General features: G+C 62.1%; 17 protein-coding genes. 10 read left to right on the top strand and 7 right to left on the bottom strand.

All coding sequences use genetic code 11. From position 1 onward, the window contains the following. Positions 1–82 precede the first annotated feature (82 nt). The gene (locus tag AC72UB_RS15820; protein WP_505190580.1) at positions 83–1,426 is read right to left on the bottom strand and encodes an oligosaccharide flippase family protein; all 1,344 of its coding nucleotides are present in this window, start codon (positions 1,424–1,426) and stop codon (positions 83–85) included. Between the two features lie 192 nt (positions 1,427–1,618). On the opposite strand from AC72UB_RS15820, the gene AC72UB_RS15815 reads away from it, so the two are divergent. Then, positions 1,619–2,839 carry a glycosyltransferase gene (locus AC72UB_RS15815; protein WP_505190579.1) on the top strand — a complete coding sequence of 407 codons (1,221 nt, stop codon included), beginning with the start codon at positions 1,619–1,621 and terminating at the stop codon, positions 2,837–2,839. Then, on the top strand, positions 2,836–3,603 hold the full coding sequence (locus AC72UB_RS15810; RefSeq protein ID WP_505190578.1) for a hypothetical protein: 768 nt from the start codon (positions 2,836–2,838) through the stop codon (positions 3,601–3,603). The genes AC72UB_RS15815 and AC72UB_RS15810 overlap by 4 nt, the downstream gene beginning before the upstream one ends. On the opposite strand, the gene AC72UB_RS15805 is transcribed toward AC72UB_RS15810, so the two are convergent. Continuing rightward, positions 3,586–4,218, bottom strand: coding sequence for an SGNH/GDSL hydrolase family protein (locus AC72UB_RS15805; RefSeq protein WP_505190577.1), 633 nt, complete (start codon positions 4,216–4,218; stop codon positions 3,586–3,588). The two genes, AC72UB_RS15810 and AC72UB_RS15805, sit on opposite strands and share 18 nt — an antisense overlap. Positions 4,219–4,351: 133 nt before the next feature. Between AC72UB_RS15805 and AC72UB_RS15800 the strand changes: the two genes are divergently transcribed. The 3 genes from AC72UB_RS15800 to AC72UB_RS15790 are packed head-to-tail and all read left to right on the top strand — an operon-like array spanning position 4,352 to position 6,103. Further along, complete coding sequence (locus tag AC72UB_RS15800; protein WP_505190576.1) at positions 4,352–5,260, top strand: tetratricopeptide repeat protein; 909 nt, start codon at positions 4,352–4,354, stop codon at positions 5,258–5,260. Positions 5,261–5,285: 25 nt separating this feature from the next. After that, entirely contained in the window at positions 5,286–5,927 is a 642-nt protein-coding gene (locus tag AC72UB_RS15795) for an LON peptidase substrate-binding domain-containing protein (protein ID WP_505190575.1), read from the top strand. Positions 5,928–5,950: 23 nt separating this feature from the next. Then, positions 5,951–6,103: a Trm112 family protein gene (locus AC72UB_RS15790; RefSeq protein ID WP_463290078.1), complete on the top strand. Its 153-nt coding sequence runs from the start codon at positions 5,951–5,953 to the stop codon at positions 6,101–6,103. 18 nt (positions 6,104–6,121) lie between these two features. Here AC72UB_RS15790 and AC72UB_RS15785 read toward each other — a convergent pair whose 3' ends face one another. Next, positions 6,122–7,351: a UbiH/UbiF/VisC/COQ6 family ubiquinone biosynthesis hydroxylase gene (locus tag AC72UB_RS15785; RefSeq protein WP_505190574.1), complete on the bottom strand. Its 1,230-nt coding sequence runs from the start codon at positions 7,349–7,351 to the stop codon at positions 6,122–6,124. A gap of 78 nt (positions 7,352–7,429) precedes the next feature. Here AC72UB_RS15785 and AC72UB_RS15780 point away from each other — a divergent pair, with 78 nt between their 5' ends. The 3 genes from AC72UB_RS15780 to AC72UB_RS15770 all read left to right on the top strand — a co-directional run bounded on the left by AC72UB_RS15780 (position 7,430) and on the right by AC72UB_RS15770 (position 13,076). Further along, positions 7,430–8,761 carry an amidase gene (locus tag AC72UB_RS15780; protein ID WP_505190573.1) on the top strand — a complete coding sequence of 444 codons (1,332 nt, stop codon included), beginning with the start codon at positions 7,430–7,432 and terminating at the stop codon, positions 8,759–8,761. 153 nt (positions 8,762–8,914) lie between these two features. Continuing rightward, entirely contained in the window at positions 8,915–10,093 is a 1,179-nt protein-coding gene (locus tag AC72UB_RS15775) for an aminotransferase class I/II-fold pyridoxal phosphate-dependent enzyme (protein ID WP_505190848.1), read from the top strand. A gap of 10 nt (positions 10,094–10,103) precedes the next feature. Then, positions 10,104–13,076, top strand: coding sequence for a DNA translocase FtsK (locus AC72UB_RS15770; RefSeq protein WP_505190572.1), 2,973 nt, complete (start codon positions 10,104–10,106; stop codon positions 13,074–13,076). Between the two features lie 66 nt (positions 13,077–13,142). Here the strand turns inward: AC72UB_RS15770 and AC72UB_RS15765 are convergent, their stop codons facing one another. Further along, positions 13,143–13,511 carry a histidine triad nucleotide-binding protein gene (locus tag AC72UB_RS15765; protein ID WP_505190571.1) on the bottom strand — a complete coding sequence of 123 codons (369 nt, stop codon included), beginning with the start codon at positions 13,509–13,511 and terminating at the stop codon, positions 13,143–13,145. 3 nt (positions 13,512–13,514) lie between these two features. Beyond that, positions 13,515–15,092, bottom strand: a complete 1,578-nt coding sequence (locus AC72UB_RS15760; protein ID WP_505190570.1) for a DUF5928 domain-containing protein — start codon at positions 15,090–15,092, stop codon at positions 13,515–13,517. Between the two features lie 140 nt (positions 15,093–15,232). Between AC72UB_RS15760 and AC72UB_RS15755 the strand changes: the two genes are divergently transcribed. Next, positions 15,233–16,051 carry a sulfotransferase family protein gene (locus AC72UB_RS15755; protein WP_505190569.1) on the top strand — a complete coding sequence of 273 codons (819 nt, stop codon included), beginning with the start codon at positions 15,233–15,235 and terminating at the stop codon, positions 16,049–16,051. Positions 16,052–16,316: 265 nt separating this feature from the next. Here the strand turns inward: AC72UB_RS15755 and AC72UB_RS15750 are convergent, their stop codons facing one another. Beyond that, the gene (locus tag AC72UB_RS15750) at positions 16,317–17,312 is read right to left on the bottom strand and encodes an NAD(P)H-quinone oxidoreductase (RefSeq protein WP_505190568.1); all 996 of its coding nucleotides are present in this window, start codon (positions 17,310–17,312) and stop codon (positions 16,317–16,319) included. A 6-nt stretch (positions 17,313–17,318) separates the two neighbouring features. Further along, complete coding sequence (locus AC72UB_RS15745; protein ID WP_505190567.1) at positions 17,319–18,005, bottom strand: COQ9 family protein; 687 nt, start codon at positions 18,003–18,005, stop codon at positions 17,319–17,321. Between the two features lie 108 nt (positions 18,006–18,113). Between AC72UB_RS15745 and rpsU the strand changes: the two genes are divergently transcribed. Continuing rightward, positions 18,114–18,320, top strand: coding sequence for a 30S ribosomal protein S21 (gene rpsU / locus AC72UB_RS15740; RefSeq protein ID WP_309666006.1), 207 nt, complete (start codon positions 18,114–18,116; stop codon positions 18,318–18,320). The last annotated feature ends 79 nt before the right edge of the window (positions 18,321–18,399 follow it).

The following is an 18,399-nucleotide window of genomic DNA, read 5'->3' as shown; positions in this document are numbered from 1 at the left end:
TCCCTCTTGTCGGGGTTTGCGTGCGATAATGTTAAAGCAAGACTAAGGCTGCCAACAGGCCAGATTAGGGCATTTGCTGATTTCACAGGCCAAACGTGGCGCGGTTGACCCACAGGATCAACCCTGCAAGCCCCCCGCCCAGTGCGAAAAAGATCAGATCATGCAGCCCATCCCAAGCCCGGTTGCGGTGCGCCAACCACGCAATGGCCGGATGCAAGGCGATCAGCGCCATCCCTTGGGCGGCAAGTGCACCCCAAAGGCCCGCCGTCTCCATCCCTATCAGGAAGGCCAGCGTCTGAACCGCCGCCTTCAGCGCCATGAGGAGAAAATAGCTGCGCGAGTCCCCCGCTGCGAGGGCCGATTGGTCATAAGTCATACCGACCACGGCGGGCATCTGCACTATGGCCATCAGCACCACAACCATGCCAGCCGCTTGATAGCGCGGGTCGTAAAGCACCCCCACCAAAGGTATCCCCACCACGCCCAGAACCGCCAAAAGCCCGAGCGTGCCGCCCGAAATCGCAAAGCGAAAGCGCCGCAGCTTAAGGGCATTTTGCTGTGCCGCCGCTGGATGCTGGTCGCGGTAAAGCGGAATCAGAACCCGCCCCGTCACGGCCCCCGCCAACAAAATGGGGAACGAGGCGAGAAACCAGCCGATGTTGTAGATGCCCAGATCAGCCTTGCTGAGATAAGCACCGAAAATCGCCTTATCGCCCTGAGACAACAGAAAGCCGCAGGCGGTGGACAGGAAAATCCACTTGCCGAAATGAATGAGGTCTCGGCCCGACTCGGCATCCCAATGAAAGCGGTTGGGACGACCGGGCAGCCACAGGTGCATGATGACAAGCTTGGCAATCGACCCGACAATAGCGCCAAGCACCAGCGCCCAGACCGATTGCAGCGCCACGGCCAGTGCAATCATCGCCAACAGGCCGATGATCTGAGCGGCAAGGTCCAAAAGTGTTACCCGACCCAGCAACAAATGTCGGTTGGCCGTATCGATCCGCGTCGGATTGAACCCCGCGATCAACAGCGTCAGCCCCGCCACGGGCAAAAGCTGCAGCAACTCTGGCGCATCATAAAGCTGGGCGGCAGGCCAAGCTAAAGCACAGGTCAAAAGCCACAGCACCCCGCCGCGCAGAACATCCAGCGTAAAAGCGGTGTCGAGAAAGGCCGGATCATCCCCCTTGCGGTGCTGGCTGATCGCTGGGCCAATCCCCATGTCGGAAAACATCGACAGGCCCACCAGGACGACCGACACCAGCGCCATCACGCCAAAGGCTTCGGGGAACAAAAGCCGTGTCAGAATGAGGTTCGAGACCAGCCGCAACCCTTGCGTCACGGCGTAAGACCCCGCCGTCAGCATAGACCCGGTCAGGGCGCGCTGGAACAGGCTGGGCGTCGGATCGGGCGAGGCGGACAACATTTCGGCGAAGCCTATCCCCGGAAACGGCATGAACAAAAGCGGGAAAGGCACAGAACCTTTCCCATGAGACTGGACTGCACCATGGCGCATCTTTCGCGTGTTTTTTGCGGCGAAAAAGCGGATTTATTAGCAAAATGGCCATAGTCTTGCCGCAAGCTCAGCGTAGTTCGTTCGCAAAACTTTTGGTGCCAAGTGAAGCTTGCCTATCTGGTCAACACCTATCCTCGTGCCTCGCATACCTTTATCCGGCGCGAGATTCAGGCGCTGGAACGTATTGCAGTGCCCATTCACCGTTTTGCCATGCGCTCGGACCGAGATGCTTTGGTAGACGCGGGCGACATTGCTGAGGATTTTCGCACCGAACATGTGCTGGAAATGGGGGTGGGGCGGCTGATTGGCACGGCGCTTATGTGGTGGGTCAGCCATCCTGCCCAAAGCATTGGGGCGCTGATCCTTGCCTGGCGCTGTGGTGCGCGGGGTGCGGGCGGGCCTGTTGGCACCGGGGGTCGCTTGCGCCACCTGATCTACCTGATTGAGGCCGCCTATATCGCCCGGCGGTGCCGTGACTTGGGCATATCACATCTGCATGCTCATTTTGGCACCAATTCGGCCACCGTCGCCCTGTTGGCGCGCAGCCTTGGTGGTCCGCGCTACAGCTTCACTGTGCATGGCCCAGAAGAATTTGATGCGCCATTGGCGCTTTCGTTGCGCGACAAAGTGGAAGGTGCGGCCTTTGTCGTGGCCATTTCCTCGTTTGGCCGCAGCCAGCTGTGCCGCTGGGTCGCGCCGTCGCATTGGGACAAGATCAAGGTTGTGCATTGCGGGATTGAGCCTGATCGCTTTCCTGACCCGGTTCCCTTGCCGCAAGGGGGGCCGCATCTGGTGGCCATTGGTCGGTTCTCGGCGCAGAAAGGGTTTGGCCTGTTGGTTGAGGCGATTGCGATTGCCGCCCCGGCCTTACCCAACTTGCGCCTGACGCTGGTCGGCGATGGGGAGTTACGAGGTCAGATCAAAGGGTTGATTGACAAATACGGCCTTGGCCCCCGCATCACTCTGACCGGCTGGCAGGATGAGACCGGGGTGCGAAAGGCACTGGATTCAGCCCAAGCGCTGATCCTGCCCTCTTTCGCAGAGGGCCTGCCGATGGTCTTGATGGAGGCGATGGCCAACGGCCGGCCTGTGATCGCCACCGCGATTGCGGGTGTGCCAGAACTCGTCAACCGCGATGCGGGTTGGACGGTTCCTGCGGGGGATGCCATGGCCTTGGCCACCGCCATTCATGCCCTGTCACAGATGTCACCCGATCGTCTGGCCGAGATGGGCCGCGCCGCCCGTGCCCGCGTGCTCGAACGCCACGATATTGACCATCAGGCCAGTGCCCTGGCGGCTCATTTCCGTGAGGCGGGCGCATGAGCCAGATCGTCCTTGCCTGCGCCAGCCATTCCGAGGCGATCTTGGCCGCCAATCTGGGCCGCTCGCCGCTGTTAGCAGAGGTTCCCTTGCATGTGGAACGAGACGCCCCTTCGGCCGCCATAGCCTACAATCGTGCGCTGGCGGCCACCTCAGCCCCGGTGGTGGTCTTTGCACACCATGATGTCTATCTGCCCCCGGGGTGGGACAGTCTGCTTGCCGCTCGACTGGCCGAACTGCCGCCTGATTGGGCGCTGTTCGGCAGCTTTGGCATCGGGCTGGATGGTGCGCCGATTGGTCCTGTCTGGTCGTCCTCCTTGGGCATGATCGTGGGGCGGGTGCCGATGACCTCAGCTCCGGTGCAGGCCTTTGACGAGTTGCTGATCGTCCTGCGCCGCGCCTCGGGCCTGCGCTTTGATGAGCGGCTCCCAGGCTGGCATATGTATGGCACCGACATTGCCCAAACCGCCCGCGCGGCGGGGCAGGGGGCCTATGCGGGGGCGCTGCCTTGCATCCACAATGACCGCTACCATGGCAGCTTGGGGACCGATTTCGACGAAGCTTACCGCTTTATGCAGCGCAAATGGGCGGGGGCGCTGCCTCTGCGTACCCCGATCACCAAGATCAGCCGCTCGGGCCTGCATCTGATGCGCGACCACTTGCGCAACCGGCGCTCGGCCGGGGTTCGTGAAGGCATGGCGATGGGCACTGACCACCCGGTTGAGGCGTTGGCCGCGCGCTGCGGCTGGTCACATCTCGGCCCATAGGGCGGCGGCCACTGCATCGGCCAAGGCGCCATGCGCGGCTGCCTCATAATGCACGCCATCCTGCGGGCTGACCGAAATCACCTGACCAGCATCCAAAAATGCGACACCCCGCGCCTCGGCCAAGGCCTTGTAAAGCGGCGGCAACTCCAAAGACCGCCGCCGTGCGCCAAAGAACTGGTCGGCAATCGGCCCCTGTTCCAGCACCGGCGGCGGACAGATCAGCAGCACCCGAAAGCCGCCATGGCGGGTCTGCATCTCGGCTGATTGGGCAATGTCCAAAAGCGCGGCAATGCCGCCCGTCACCTGCTCGGCACTGGCGCCAAACCGCGCCTTCACGTCATTGGTGCCCAGCATGATCACCAGCCAGTCAATCGGCCCATGGCTTTGCAGCGCGATCTTTAGCCCCTCGCAACCATCCATATGCGCGCCCATCACCGGATCGGCGATATGCGCGGTGCGCCCCGGCAACCCTTCTTCCACCAACTCCCACCCCAAGGCGCGCGCCATACGACTGGGCCAGCGCACATCGGCCCCAAATCGCGCATACTCGCCCACCGTCCGCATCGGCGGCGTGCCATGGGTGTTGCTGTCGCCAAAGCACAAGATCAACGACATTCCATCCTCCGGGTTTTGCCACAGCCTATGCCGGTGCGCCGTGGCGGTAAAGCGGCGGCACAGCGTCTGCCCCCTTCAAATCCGCGCCCAAGCGGCGCATATAGGGGCCAAGACATATCCGATGAGGACAGACATGTTCGGCACCCCCGACACCCAAGCGACCGCCGGCCTGATCAAGGACGGCAACGAACAGACCTTCCTGCAAGACGTGATCGAGCCGTCCAAGACGGTTCCCGTCATCGTAGATTTCTGGGCCCCTTGGTGCGGGCCTTGCAAAACCCTTGGCCCCGCGCTTGAGGCAGCCGTCACCGCCGCCAAGGGCGCGGTGCGCATGGTCAAAATCAACGTGGATGAAAACCAGATGCTGTCGCAGCAGCTGCGCATCCAGTCGATCCCAACGGTTTACGCCTTCTTCAACGGCCAGCCGGTCGATGGGTTCCAAGGGGCGATTCCGGGGTCGGAGATTAAGAAATTCATCGAAGGTCTGGCCAAGCTGGCCGGGGGCAGCGCCGACGACGGTCTGGCCGATGCTTTGGCCGCCGCTGAAGAGATGCTGACCGAAGGCGCTGCTGCCGATGCGGCCGAAACCTTTGCCGCGATTTTGGAAGAAGACCCTGCCAACGGCGCCGCCTATGGCGGGCTGATCCGCGCCCATCTGGCGATGGGCGATCTGGATCAGGCCGAGACGCTGGCCGCCGAGGCTCCGGCCGAGGTGACCAAATCCAAAGAGGTTGAAGCCGCCCGCGCCCAGATCGAACTCGCGCGCCAAGCCGCCAAGGCTGGCCCGGTTGACGAGTTGCGCGCCCTTTTGGCCAAAGATCCTGCCAACCGTCAGGTGATGTTTGATCTGGCCACCGCGCTGCACGCCTCGGGTGATGTCGAAGGCGCGGTGAACACGCTTCTGGATCTGTTCAAGCTTGACCGCGAATGGAATGACGGCGCCGCCCGCGCCCAGTTGTTCATCATCTTCGAGGCGCTTAAGCCGCAGGATCCGATTGTGTTGGCTGGCCGGCGTCGTTTGTCGTCGATGATCTTTGCCTAAAGCAAAACCGCACTATGTTGTGGGCATGACCAGAACACCCGACCTGCCCGACACCATTCCGCTGTTTCCTTTGCCCGGCGCGCTTTTGCTGCCACGGGCGCGGTTGCCGCTGCATATCTTTGAGCCGCGCTATTTGGCTATGTTCGACGATTGCCTAAAAACCCCCTCGCGGCTGATCGGAATGATCCAACCGCGTGAAGCCCCAAACGGAGAAAAGCGGCTTTCCGCGATCGGTTGCGCGGGGCGCGTGACGGCGTTTTCGGAAACCGAGGACGGGCGCTATATGATCACCCTGTCGGGCATCAGCCGGTTCCGGCTGCGCCAAGAGGTGCAGGGCTTTACGCCCTATCGCCGCGCCGAGGTGGATTGGTCGCCCTTTGGCCGGGACACCGGCCCAACCGAGGATGACCCCGGCCTTGACCGGCCCGCGCTGTTAGAGCGTTTGTCGCGCTATTTCACCCATCAGCGGCTGGGCACCGATTGGGAAAGCCTGAAAGAGGCCGAGCCGGAATTGTTGGTCAACGCCCTGTCCATGCTGTTGCCGTTTTCGCCCGAGGACAAACAGGCGCTTCTGGAAGCGCCGTCGCTTGTCACCCGGCGTGAGACGCTGGTCACGCTGTTGGAATTCGCGCTCCGCTCGGGCAATGGAGATGAGGTGTTGCAGTGAATGACACCGAAACCGACCGTCACATGCTTGAGGCGCTGATCTGTCCGCAGACCCATGCCGTTCTGACCTATGACGCTGAACGGCAAGAGCTGATCTCAAAGGCCGCGCATCTTGCCTTTCCCATCCGCGATGGGATTCCGATCATGCTGGTGTCTGAGGCCCGCAAGATCGACTAAGCCGCCTGCAAGCGCTCCTCAAATCGCCCGGCCCGTCAACAGCCGGGGCACCTCGCCCTGCAAGCCCGCGGCCTGCCTCATGAACCGCCGCCGCAGACCGGGCACCGCATTCACAACGCCAAGGCCCAAGTCACGTCCCGCGCGCAGCAGTGGGTTGTCGTTGGAAAACAGACGGTTGACGCTGTCCATGCCCAAGGCCAGCGTCGTGCTGTCGAACCGCCGCCAGCGCTCATAGCGCTCCAACACATCCACCGCGCCGATGTCTTCACCGCGCCGCGCGGCGAGGATCAGCACCTCGGCCAAGGCGCCCACGTCCCGAAAGCCGAGGTTCAGGCCCTGACCCGCAATCGGATGCACGCCGTGGGCGGCGTCTCCCACCAAGGCGAGTCGGGGTTTCACAAAGGCCTCGGCCAAGGTCAGCGACAATGGGTAGGTGAACCGTGCGCCCGCCAGCGCGATCTCGCCCAGAAAATCGCCAAAGCGTGGGCGCAGGGCGGTCAAATAGCCTGCGTCATCCATCGCTTGAATCTCGGCCGCCGCCGCGTCGGTCTCGCTCCAGACGATCGACGAATGATGTCCACCGGGCAGCGGCAAAATTGCCAAGGGACCCGAGGGCATGAAGAACTGATGCGCGGTGCCTTGGTGATCGTGCTCATGGCGCACCGCTGTTACCAGCGCGGTCTGCCCATAGCCCCAGCCCTGCCGCCGAATGCCCGCCCGCTCGGCGGTGCCCGAGGCGCGGCCATCGCAGCCCACCAGCACTCGGCCGCGCAAAGTGCGCCCCGAGGTCAGCTGCACCGTTACCCCCTGTGCGCCGATCTCCTGCGCGACCACGCTTTCACCGGATAAAAGCGTCAGCCCCGGCGTTTCGGCCATCGCCATGAGAAACGCCGCATAAAGCCGCCGATCCTCAACCATGAAACCCATCGGGCCTTCTTCCAATTCGGCATGGTCAAAGGTCAGGAAAAACGGCGCCGGGCCTTGGCCTGCGCGGCCATCGCTGGCCTTGATCTTCAGGATCGGTTGCACCTCGGCCTCTAGCCGGGGCCAGACGCCAATCGCGGCCAACAGCCGCTTGGAGGCGATCGCCAGCGCATAGGCGCGGCCGTCAAACCCCACATCGGCCCGCGCTGGGGCGGGGCGCGCGTCGATCACCACCACCCGCATGCCCGCCCGCGCCAAGGCCAAGCCCAAAGCCGGGCCATTCAGCCCGCCGCCTACGATCAGAATATCGGCATCATGTTCCATATGCCCCAATATGGGCCACCGGGCGGGATTGTCCATGCGCCGCCTTGCCGCTAGCGTGGCCCGAAACAGCGAGGCGACATGTCGAAAACCTGGACCAACATGACCGCAGCCGACCTTGGCCGCGCCATCGACAAGGGCACCATCAACCCGGTGGAACTGTGCGAGGCTTTTCTGGACAAGATCGCCAGCCACCCGCTGGCATCGCGCATCTATGCCCGCACCACCCCGGCTCGGGCGCGGAGCGAGGCGATGGGGGCGGCCTCACGCGCCAAGACGGGGCCGCGCAAGGGGCTTTTGGATGGGGTTCCGATCAGTTGGAAAGACCTGTTTGACACTGCGGGCGTGGAAACCGAAGCCGGCTCAGCCCTTTTTAAGGGACGGGTACCGCAGGCCGATGCCGCCGTGTTGACCGCGGCCACCCGCGATGGGCTGGTCTGTCTGGGCAAGACCCATATGTCGGAACTGGCCTTTTCCGGGCTGGGGCTTAACCCGATCACCGCGACAAGCCCTTGTATCAACGACGAAAAGGCTGTGTCGGGTGGCTCCTCCTCGGGCGCGGCTGCCTCGGTCGCCTTTGGGCTAGCCCCGGCTGGGATTGGGTCCGACACCGGCGGTTCGGTGCGGATTCCAGCGGCGTGGAATGACCTTGTGGGCCTGAAAACCACCACCGGACGCCTGCCGCTGACCGGGGTCGTGCCCTTGTGCGAAACCTTTGACACGGTTGGCCCTTTGGCCCGTTCGGTGGAAGATTGCGCCCATCTCTTGGCAGCCATGGAAAACCGCCGCGCGCCGGATCTGGAGGGCACGAGCCTGTCCGGCGCCCGGCTGATGGTGCTGGAAACCGTGGCGCTGGATGATCTGCGAGAACGCCCCGCGCGCGGGTTTGACGATGCTTTGGCGCGGCTGGCACGGGCCGGGGCAAAAATCACCCGTGGCGGCCTGCCTGAACTCTCCGAAGCGATGAGCCTGACCTCTACCCTCGTCACGGCCGAGGCCTATGGCATCTGGGGCCCAACTGTGGAAACCGCGCCAGAAAAGATGTTCCCCCGCATTCTGGAACGCGTCCGCGCCGGAGCTGATGTCAAAGCCTCTGACTATGTCGCCGCATGGCGGCGTTTGCGGGTGATCCGCAATCTTTGGGCCGAAATGAGCGCTGGATACGATGCGGTGATCCTGCCCACAGCCGCCATCCTGCCGCCCGATGCCAACCGCTTGATGACCGATTTCGACTATTACATCAGTGAGAACCTTTTGTCCCTGCGCAACACCCGCATTGGCAACCTGATGGACGTCTGCGCCCTGACCCTGCCCACGGCGGAACCGTCCTGTGGCATCAGCTTTATGGCGGGGCCGATGCAGGAAGACCGGCTCTTGCGTCTGGGCATCGCGGCGGAACGTGCGTTGGCGTGACATCGCGCCCTGCTCCACCGCGAAAACCGGGCGAAAAAGCAACAGCTTGTGGGTCAGACAGGGCTTGAGACATGGGTTTTTCTGGACCTGCGGCAGAGGCTTGGCTAAGGTTAGACCGAACGGGGCGACATGACCCCGAAGATTGAGGCAAGTATGGCGTTTCCTGAGCGGTTTTCGAACCTGCCAGATTATGCGTTTCCGCGTCTGCGGAAGCTTTTGGATGCGCACGCCCCCGGCGGCGATCCCATTGCCATGACCATCGGCGAGCCGCGCCATCCGATGCCCGATTTCGTCGGCCCAATCCTTGCCGCCAATCTGGCAGGTTTTGGCGTCTACCCCCCGAACGATGGCACGCCCGAGCTTTTGTCGGCCATCACCAGCTGGATCCAGCGGCGCTATGGCGCGAGCTTGGCCCAAGATCAGGTCATGGTGCTGAACGGCACTCGTGAAGGGCTGTTCAACGCCTGCGTGGCACTTTGCCCCGAAACCAAGGGTGGCAAGACCCCGGTCGTCTTAATGCCGAACCCGTTCTATCAGGTCTATGCCGTGGCCGCACTGTCGGTTGGGGCGGAACCGGTCTATGTGCCCGCCACCGCCGCGACCGGCTTTCTGCCCGATTATGCCAGCCTGCCGCCCGCCGTTTTGGACCGCGTGACCATCGCCTATCTCTGCTCCCCCGCCAATCCGCAGGGCGCGGTGGCAAGCCGCGCCTATTGGCGCGATCTTTTGGCCTTGGCCGAAAAGCACGATTTCATCATCTTGGCCGACGAATGCTATTCGGAAATCTGGCGATCTGCGCCGCCTCCCGGCGCGTTGGAAGTGGCCGCCGAGATGGGCGCCAACCCCGAACGGGTGTTTACCTTTCATTCGCTGTCGAAGCGGTCAAACCTGCCGGGCCTGCGGTCTGGCTTTGTGGCCGGTGGCACGCAAGGCATTGCGCAGATGCGCAAGCTGCGCAGCTTTGCCGGTGCGCCCTTGCCCCTGCCGATCCAGCGCGTCAGCGAGGCGGCTTGGGCCGATGAGACTCATGTCATTGAGAACCGCGCGCTTTATCAGGACAAGTTCCGCGCAGCGGATGCAATCTTTGCCGGGCTTCAGTGCTTTGAGTGCCCCGAAGGCGGGTTCTTCCTTTGGCTGCCTGTCGAGGACGGCGAGGCGGCGGCGTTGAAACTGTGGCGTGAAACAGGGGTTCGGGTTCTGCCCGGTGCTTACCTGTCGCGCGACGCTGGGGGCCAAAACCCCGGCAAAACCTATCTCCGGGTCGCCCTTGTGGCCCCAAAAGAAGAAATGCAGCGCGGGCTGATCCAGCTTCGCGACTGTCTGTATGGGTGAGGCGCAAGACATGGCATCCTATCAAATTCGGCAGCGCGATCCGCTCTTGGACCAAGGCACGCAGGCCATGCTGGAACGCCGCTCGCGCGAGCTGTTTGGGCTGGCACTGATCGGGCTGGGGCTGGCCCTGACCGTGATGTTCTGGACCTATTCGCCGCAAGATCCCGGCTGGATGGTCGCCTCGGACAAACCAATTTCCAACGCCTTGGGTGCTTTTGGCGCGGCAGTGGCCTCGACCTTGATCATCATTGTGGGCAAGGGCGTCTGGACCGTCCCGCTGATTCTGATCGCCTGGGGCGCGCGCTTTGTCAGCCACCGCGGGGCCGAGCGGGTTCTTGGCCGTATGGTCTTTGCCGTCATCGCTGTCGCTGTGGCCTCGGTCTACGCCGCCACGCTGGTGCCGGGGGCGGACTGGACCCATGCATTTGGTCTGGGTGGGCTGTTTGGCGATACCGTTCTTGGCGCTGCGCTGGGCATGCTTCCGGCGGGCGCGGGCTTTGGCTTGAAATTCCTGTCCTTGGCCACAGGTGCTGTGCTTGTGGTGCTGACGGCCTTTGTGATGGGCTTCAACATCTCGGAACTGCGCGCGACGGCGGGCTTCTTGGTCACCAGCCTTGTGCTGACGTACTCCGGCCTTCTGGGCGCTGCGGGCAAAGGGGCCCAAAGCACCGCGCGTGCCGCCGCCGCTTTGCAGGACCGCCGCCGCATGTCGGCCACCGGGCCCACGCCCGCGATGCCTGCCACCGCACGCGGCATCGTTCGTCACTCGGACCCTGTGCAACCCGAAGCCGCCATGCCCGCCTTTGGCAAACCCGCCGGTTTGCGGGCCGATCCGCGCTATCCCGAACCACTTGCTGAGGCACCGCACTACGCGCCGCCGCGTGAGAAAGTTGGCTTTCTGGCGCGTATGCCGTCCCTGTTGCGCCGCGCAGTGGAACCTGAACTGGTCGAGCCTGTTCTGTCTGAGGATCTTGATCTTGACGACATGCCCGATGATGACCGGATCAAGGCCCGCATCTCGAGCGTGATCCGCGCCCGCACCCGCGCGCCCGAGGACACGCTGTCGCCGATTGCCGCCGCCATTCAGCGCCGTGAACCCAGTCTGAACCGCCCGCGTGGGCCGGAACCGCTGATCGCCAATATCCGGCCTCTGGCCGCACCCGGCCTGCGCAGTGAACCCCCGGTTCTGGGCGGCGCCCCGGCGGTGCCGCCGCAAGTTCCTGCAGCCAACGCTTTTGCCAAGGATGATTTCATCACCCACGGCCAGTCCGAGATGGACGATGATCTGCTTGAGGATGATCTGGACTGGCAGGGCGACGTTGACGCGGCCGACGACGCAGCCCCGCAACGCGTTATGCCCATGACGCTGGATCGTCGCCCGGTGGTGCAGCATGTGGCCAAGAAACCTGTTGCCCCTTCGACCCGCGCCATAGCCGAGGCTCAGCCGCGCCTGCGGTTTGATGATGCGGCCCCGGCCTATGAACTGCCGCCGCTGTCGCTGTTGACCAACCCCACCACCATCCAGCGCATGGCGCTTTCGGATGAGTCGTTGGAAGAAAACGCCCGGATGCTGGAAACCGTGCTGGATGACTATGGCGTGAAGGGCGAGATCGTCTCGGTCCGCCCCGGCCCGGTGGTCACCATGTATGAGCTGGAACCCGCGCCCGGCCTGAAAGCCAGCCGCGTGATCGGCCTTGCCGACGATATAGCCCGGTCCATGTCAGCGCTGTCCGCCCGCGTCTCGACCGTTCCCGGCCGCACCGTGATCGGCATTGAACTGCCGAACGTCACCCGCGAAAAGGTGGTCCTGCGCGAAATTTTGGCCGCCCGCGACTTTGGCGACAGCAACCTGCGCCTGCCCTTGGCCTTGGGCAAGGACATTGGCGGCGATCCCATCGTCGCGAACCTTGCCAAGATGCCCCACCTCTTGATCGCCGGGACCACCGGGTCGGGCAAATCGGTGGCGATCAACACGATGATCCTGTCGCTGCTGTATAAGCTGACGCCCGAAGAATGCCGCCTGATCATGATCGACCCCAAGATGCTGGAACTTTCCGTCTATGACGGCATCCCGCATCTCCTGTCGCCCGTTGTGACCGACCCGAAAAAGGCCGTCGTGGCCTTGAAATGGGTCGTGGGCGAGATGGAAGAGCGCTATCGCAAAATGTCCAAAATGGGCGTGCGCAACATCGAAGGCTACAATGGCCGCGTGAAAGAGGCGCTTGCCAAGGGCGAGATGTTCAAACGCACCATCCAGACCGGGTTTGACGAGGAAACCGGCGATCCGGTGTTTGAAACCGAAGAATTCGCCCCGGTCTCGCTGCCCTATATCGTTGTGATCGTCGACGAAATGGCCGACCTGATGATGGTCGCGGGCAAGGAAATCGAAGCCTGCATCCAGCGTCTGGCGCAGATGGCCCGCGCCTCCGGCATCCACCTCATCATGGCCACCCAGCGCCCCTCGGTTGATGTGATCACCGGCACGATCAAGGCAAACTTCCCCACCCGGATTTCGTTCCAAGTGACCTCAAAGATCGACAGCCGCACGATCTTGGGCGAGCAGGGGGCTGAGCAGCTTTTGGGCATGGGCGACATGCTTTACATGGCCGGGGGCGGGCGGATTTCCCGTATCCACGGACCGTTTGTGTCGGATGAAGAGGTCGAAGAGGTGGTGAACCACCTGAAATCCTTTGGCCCGCCGTCTTATATGTCGGGCGTCGTCGAAGGCCCCGAGGACGACGCGGCATCGGATATTGATTTGGTTCTTGGCCTTGGCAGCGGCGACAGTTCGGACGATGCGCTGTATGATCAGGCGGTGGCGATTGTCGCGAAAGACCGCAAATGCTCCACTTCTTACATCCAACGCAAACTGGGCATCGGCTATAACAAGGCCGCGCGTCTGGTGGAACAGATGGAAGAAGAGGGCGTCGTCACGCCTGCCAACCACGTCGGCAAGCGCGAAATTCTGGTGCCGGAGCGGTAAGGACCGCGCCGCGGCCAAGCGCACAAAAAGGCGCCCCCAGACTCGCGTCGGGGGCGCCTTTTTCGTTCAGCGCTGGATTAAGGGGCCCAGAACCTTACCCCCCAAGATGTGCAGATGGTAATGTGGCACCTCTTGCATGCCGTGCTTGCCCGCGTTGGTGATCGCGCGGTAGCCATCCCCCGGCACCACCCCCAGCATCTCGCAGACCTTGGCCGAGGTGCGGTGGAAATCGACGATCTCCTCGGCACTGGCCGCAGCGGCGAAATGGTCAAAGGTCACATAGGGACCCTTGGGAATGACCAGCACATGCACAGGTGCCGCCGGGTTGATGTCATGAAAGGCCAGCGTGTGGGCGGTTTCCAGCACGGTCTTGTTCGGGATCTCGCCACGCAGGATGCGGGCAAAGATGTTCTGCGGGTCGTAGCTATGGGTCATCGGTCAGTCCACATATAGATATTCCGTGGCGGCAATCTCGCGCGCCTTGTCCATCGGAATATCAAGGAATCCGGCCAAAGCCACGGTGTTTTCATCCACCGTCCCGCTTTCGCGGAGGCGATAGAAATTCACAAACCCCGCATCGCGCAGCCGATCGCTTTCAAACTTCACATCATAGCGGATGGTGGGCAGAAGCCGGTCAATAGTTTCCTGAGGCGTCTGTTCCCCCGCGAGACCCACCCGCGTTGCATGGCCGATCAGATAATCATCGGTGAAATCGCATTCGATCTCCAACAGCCGGATATTGGCCTTATCGTTGTAAAAGTCCTGCATCAGATCGACATTGGCCGGATCAATGCAAAAGATCAGCTTATTGCTTTGCCAATAGTCAAAGAGCATCCGCACCAAGGCCCGCCGATGCCGCGTGCGCTTTTCCAGGTTGGACTGGATGCCGCCCAGATCAGGCAGTGGCGTGGACCCTTCGTTGAAGAGATAGTCGAGGGCGGGCAGGTTGGTCACCCGCCGCATGCGATCCACCATCCGCTTGGCCACATGCCATTTCTTGCACGTCACCATCATCAAGGTGCGCTCGCGCCCCAATGATCCCTCGTTCTCCCAAAAGCGCGGGGCAAAGCGGCGGCCAATCCGCCCGCGCCCGGCCAGAAAGGTGAAAAGGCTGCGACCCTCATTCGAAATGGAAAACCGAACGTTTCGGGCGACATAGAGCTTGCCCAGCCGTTCTTTCAGATCCTTCGCATCTGGGCTGATCTTGCGGGCAAAGAGGTAATCTTGGCTAAGAAGGAGGTCATAATGGTCATTGTAGAACGTCACCGGCATGCCGTAATCGGTGAACATCAAAAAGGTCAGCGTGCGGGTGCGAATCTCATGCTCGGGCACCAGATGGCGCACTAGCGTTTGGAAAAACGTCTCATCCGGAATCCATGTGGTGCGGAAAAACCGCATCACATCCTTGCGGCGTCGAACAAAGTCCAAGATCCATTCAATCGTGCGCCGACGCAAACACCACCACTGGCTGCCAATCTGCATCTGAATGTCAGATGGCACCTTGCGTTGCAGACCCAGACGGCGCTGCAGGTTCATCGAGGCATAGAACAAAGACTTTTGATTGCGCTCGTTGAACCAGTGCCGATAGACCAGCCGCTCTTCCTTAATGCCGGTCTTGATCCACTCTGAATTGAAGAAGTCGAAGCTCTCGATGTAGTCGACTTCGTCGCGGTCCAGAAAACTATGGGCAAACTCTGCCGTCTTGATCGGCATGCAATCGCCCGACAGCATGTAGAAATGCGTGGCGCGCGGAAAGCTGTCCACTGCCGCCTCAACCGCCAAAAGCGTGGCCTCGACCAAGGACCACTCGCCCCAGCCGCATTTCGCCCGCCGCGCGGCAAAGGTCACCGCCGGGTTGGTGGACAGGCTGTCGCGGATCTTGTCGAAATCGGCCTGCTTGGCGCGCCCGTCGAAATGAATCGCCACAAAATCGCCCGCCGCCGTCAATCGGCGAGCTTGGGCGATGATCCCCTCGGGGTCTTTGTGACACAGCAGGATGTAAGCGATTCTAGCCATTTGAGAAACAGTTAACGCAATAAGATATAATTGTTTCCCTAAAGTGCGCCATCAGACATTGAAAAACCACAGTTTCTTTGCTTTTTTCCACCCTGTTGCAACAGGTCATGCCGCAAAGGGCTGGCCAAAGGAGGCAGATCGTGGGTTTCCCCGGAACATGGATGACAGAAAGCGAAAGCGTGGTGTATCGGGTCGTGCCGAAATGCGCCTGTTCGACCATCGGGCAGATCATGTTCTATTCCGACCACGGAACGTTTTTTGACGGCGATATCCATGACGCCGTGGGCGGCATGCACAAATGGGCGATCGAGGCGAGCCAGCCCAAGATCGAAAAGGCGGTGAAGGGGCAAAAGGTCTATGCCTTCACCTGTGTGCGCAACCCCTATACCCGCATCCTGTCTTCGTTCTTTGACAAGATCTGTGGCATCCAGCGCAACGGCAAACGCTATCGCGGCAACCTCGTGCCGCTCCTCATTCAGAAGTACGGCATCGAAGTCGGCGGCGAGGACGGCAAGCAAGAGTTTGACCAGATCGCCAGCTTCCGCCGCTTCCTCTTGTTCGCCCGCGACACCATCCGCTGGAAAAAACCGATGGAGCCGGACATCCACTGGTCGGCCATGGCGGGGCATGTCTCGACCTTCATCGTCAACGGCGGCCGCTATGACCAGATCTTCTTTACCGAAAACTTTGATGCTGGCATGGCTAAGGTGCTGAAGAACATCAAAACCACGCACAAGGTTGATCTCAAGAAGATCCCCCGCTTCAACGAAAGCGAAGGTCACGGCCCCAAACGCGCCCATCCGGTGGAAGACTACTTTGACGACCTGTCGCGCCACCTTGTCTGGGAAATCTACAAGCGCGATTTCCAGCTCTTCAAATACGATTTCGACAATCCCGCCAACAAGATGCCGATTGGCGAGATCGATTTGGATGAGGTCCACGCCAAGCTGGGCGACTGACGGTCCAGCGGCGCGCGGGCCAAAGAAGCCCGCGCAAGCCCGGTCCTCGCCTTACGCGCAAGAGCGCGACGGCTCAGGCGTCAGGGGGCTTTCCGCCCCCTCGCGCGTGCCGCGCTCACCCCCGAAGATGTTTGCGCCACATTGAAGGCCTTCAACGCTGTCAAAATATCCCCGCCGGAGGCGACCGGAGGCAAGCGGGCCCCTTGCCCGCGCAGACGACCAGAATGGCTTGTCGCTGCTTTGGCCTGCCAAAGCAGCGGCGCAATCAGATCCCTTCAACCTTCAACAGGATCTTGCCCACATGGCCCGAGCTTTCCAGCCGCCAATGGGCCGCTGGGGCCTCATTCAGCGGGTATTCGCTGTCGACCACCACCTTGAACGCCCCCCGCGCGATCAGCGGCCAGACATGCGCCTCCACTTGCGTGGCAATCCGCGCCTTGGCCTGATCGGACTGCGGGCGCAGCGTGGATCCGGTGATCGTCAGCCGCCGCATCATCACCTCGGCAAAGTTCAACTCGACCTTGGCGCCTTGCAGAAACGCGATCTGAACCAGACGCCCGTCATCGGCCAAAGCCTTGATGTTTTTAGGCAGATAGCTGCCGCCCACCATATCAAGGATCAGGTCGAACCCGCCGATCTTCTTGGCCTCGGCCAGAAAATCCTCATCGCGGTAGTTGAAGCAGCGCTCGGCCCCCAGATCCTCGCAGGCTTTGCATTTCTTCTCGGTCCCCGCCGTGGCAAAGACCCGCGCCCCCAGCGCGCGCGCAATCTGGATGGCGGTTGTGCCGATTCCCGACGACCCACCATGCACTAAGAACCGCTCACCCGCCTTGAGGCCGCCGCGCATCACGATGTTGGACCAGACCGTAAAGCAGGTTTCCGGCAGACCGGCCGCATCGCGCAGGCTCATCCCCGGGGGGATGGGCAGGGCGTGCGCCTCGTGGCAGGCTGCATATTCGGCATAGCCACCGCCGGGCAACAGCGCGCAGACCTTGTCGCCGATCTTCCAGCGCGTCACACCCGGCCCCACTTCGACCACCGTGCCCGACCCTTCCAGCCCCGGCAGAGGTGAGGCGCTGGGCGGTGGCGCATAGGACCCCGCGCGCTGCAGCGCATCGGGACGGTTCACCCCAGCATAGGCGAGCCGGATGATGATCTGGCCATGGCCCGGCACCGGGACCGGCACCGAAACCGGTTGCAGCACATCCGGTCCGCCCGGCTGATAGATCGCCATCGCCAGCATAGAATCAGAGATCGTCATTCGTCGTCAGCCTTTCATCTTACCGGGCAGGTCCGCAGCCCCTTTTGGCGCGGAAATCCTTTCCAGAATCTTGAGTGGCCCTTTCATCAGGGCTTGGAAACCCGGCGCCTTTTGCGCGCCGGCTTTCAGTTTTTCAAACTGCATCACATTCTCGATCCGACGGTCCAGAAAGGCCCATGTCGCCTCGTCGCGGTCAGATGTGTCGCCCAGCCAAAACAGCACCGTCGCGCCATAGACCGCCGAAAGGCTGGCGCGTTTGGAATACCAGCTGAGGTCACGCGAGGTGTCCCCAAGTGCGGTCCAGATCGCGTCGGATGTGGCCCAGATCAGCCCCGCGCCTTCGATTGCGTGATGGGGCAGTGCAAACAACGCTGATCCGCGCCGGACCAACTCTTTGTCTGCTCCGTCAAGCCGCAGGCGGATGGCCAGCACCACCCGCTCGCGAAACCGCAAGGCGCCGAGATCCCGTTCGGCCAGTGCTGCGCGCATCGCGGCATCACCCGCCTGATGGTAGGCCACCGCCAGATCAACGCCGCCGCGCGGGAAAAGCGCGCGTGCTAAGGCCGGGCTTACCCCCGAATCGATGATCGCGGCTTGAAAGCTGGCCTCGGACCAACCGTCAAAGGCCACATGCATCGTTGCGGCCTGCAAAACGCTGGCTTTTGCCCGCTCCATGCTGTTTTCACTGTCCATTGCCGCCTCCATTCCCTGCCCAGTGTAGACAAGCCCGCCGCCTTTTGCTATGCGCGCCAAGCCTGCACATATAGTGCAACTCAAACTTAGAAAGGTGGTGAAAACCACATGCAGGTCAGCGTCCGCGATAACAACGTTGAGCAAGCGCTCCGCGCCCTCAAGAAAAAGCTCCAGCGCGAAGGCGTGTTCCGCGAAATGAAGCTTAAGCAGCATTTCGAGAAACCCTCCGTCAAGAAAGCTCGCGAGCAAGCCGAAGCCGTACGGCGTTCGCGCAAACTCGCCCGGAAAAAGCTTCAGCGCGAAGGCGGTCTCTAAGACGTCCAGCGAACACTGGGGGCGCAAGCCCCAAGCTCAGATCAACCCCCGTCCGCAAGGTTCGGGGGTTTTTCTTTGC

Source organism: Allotabrizicola aquatica (SeqCode) (genome assembly GCF_965194375.1).
Taxonomy (GTDB): domain Bacteria; phylum Pseudomonadota; class Alphaproteobacteria; order Rhodobacterales; family Rhodobacteraceae; genus Tabrizicola_A; species Tabrizicola_A aquatica.
Note: the sequence above shows the minus strand (reverse complement) of the source record. Positions and strands in the feature narration are given on the sequence as shown.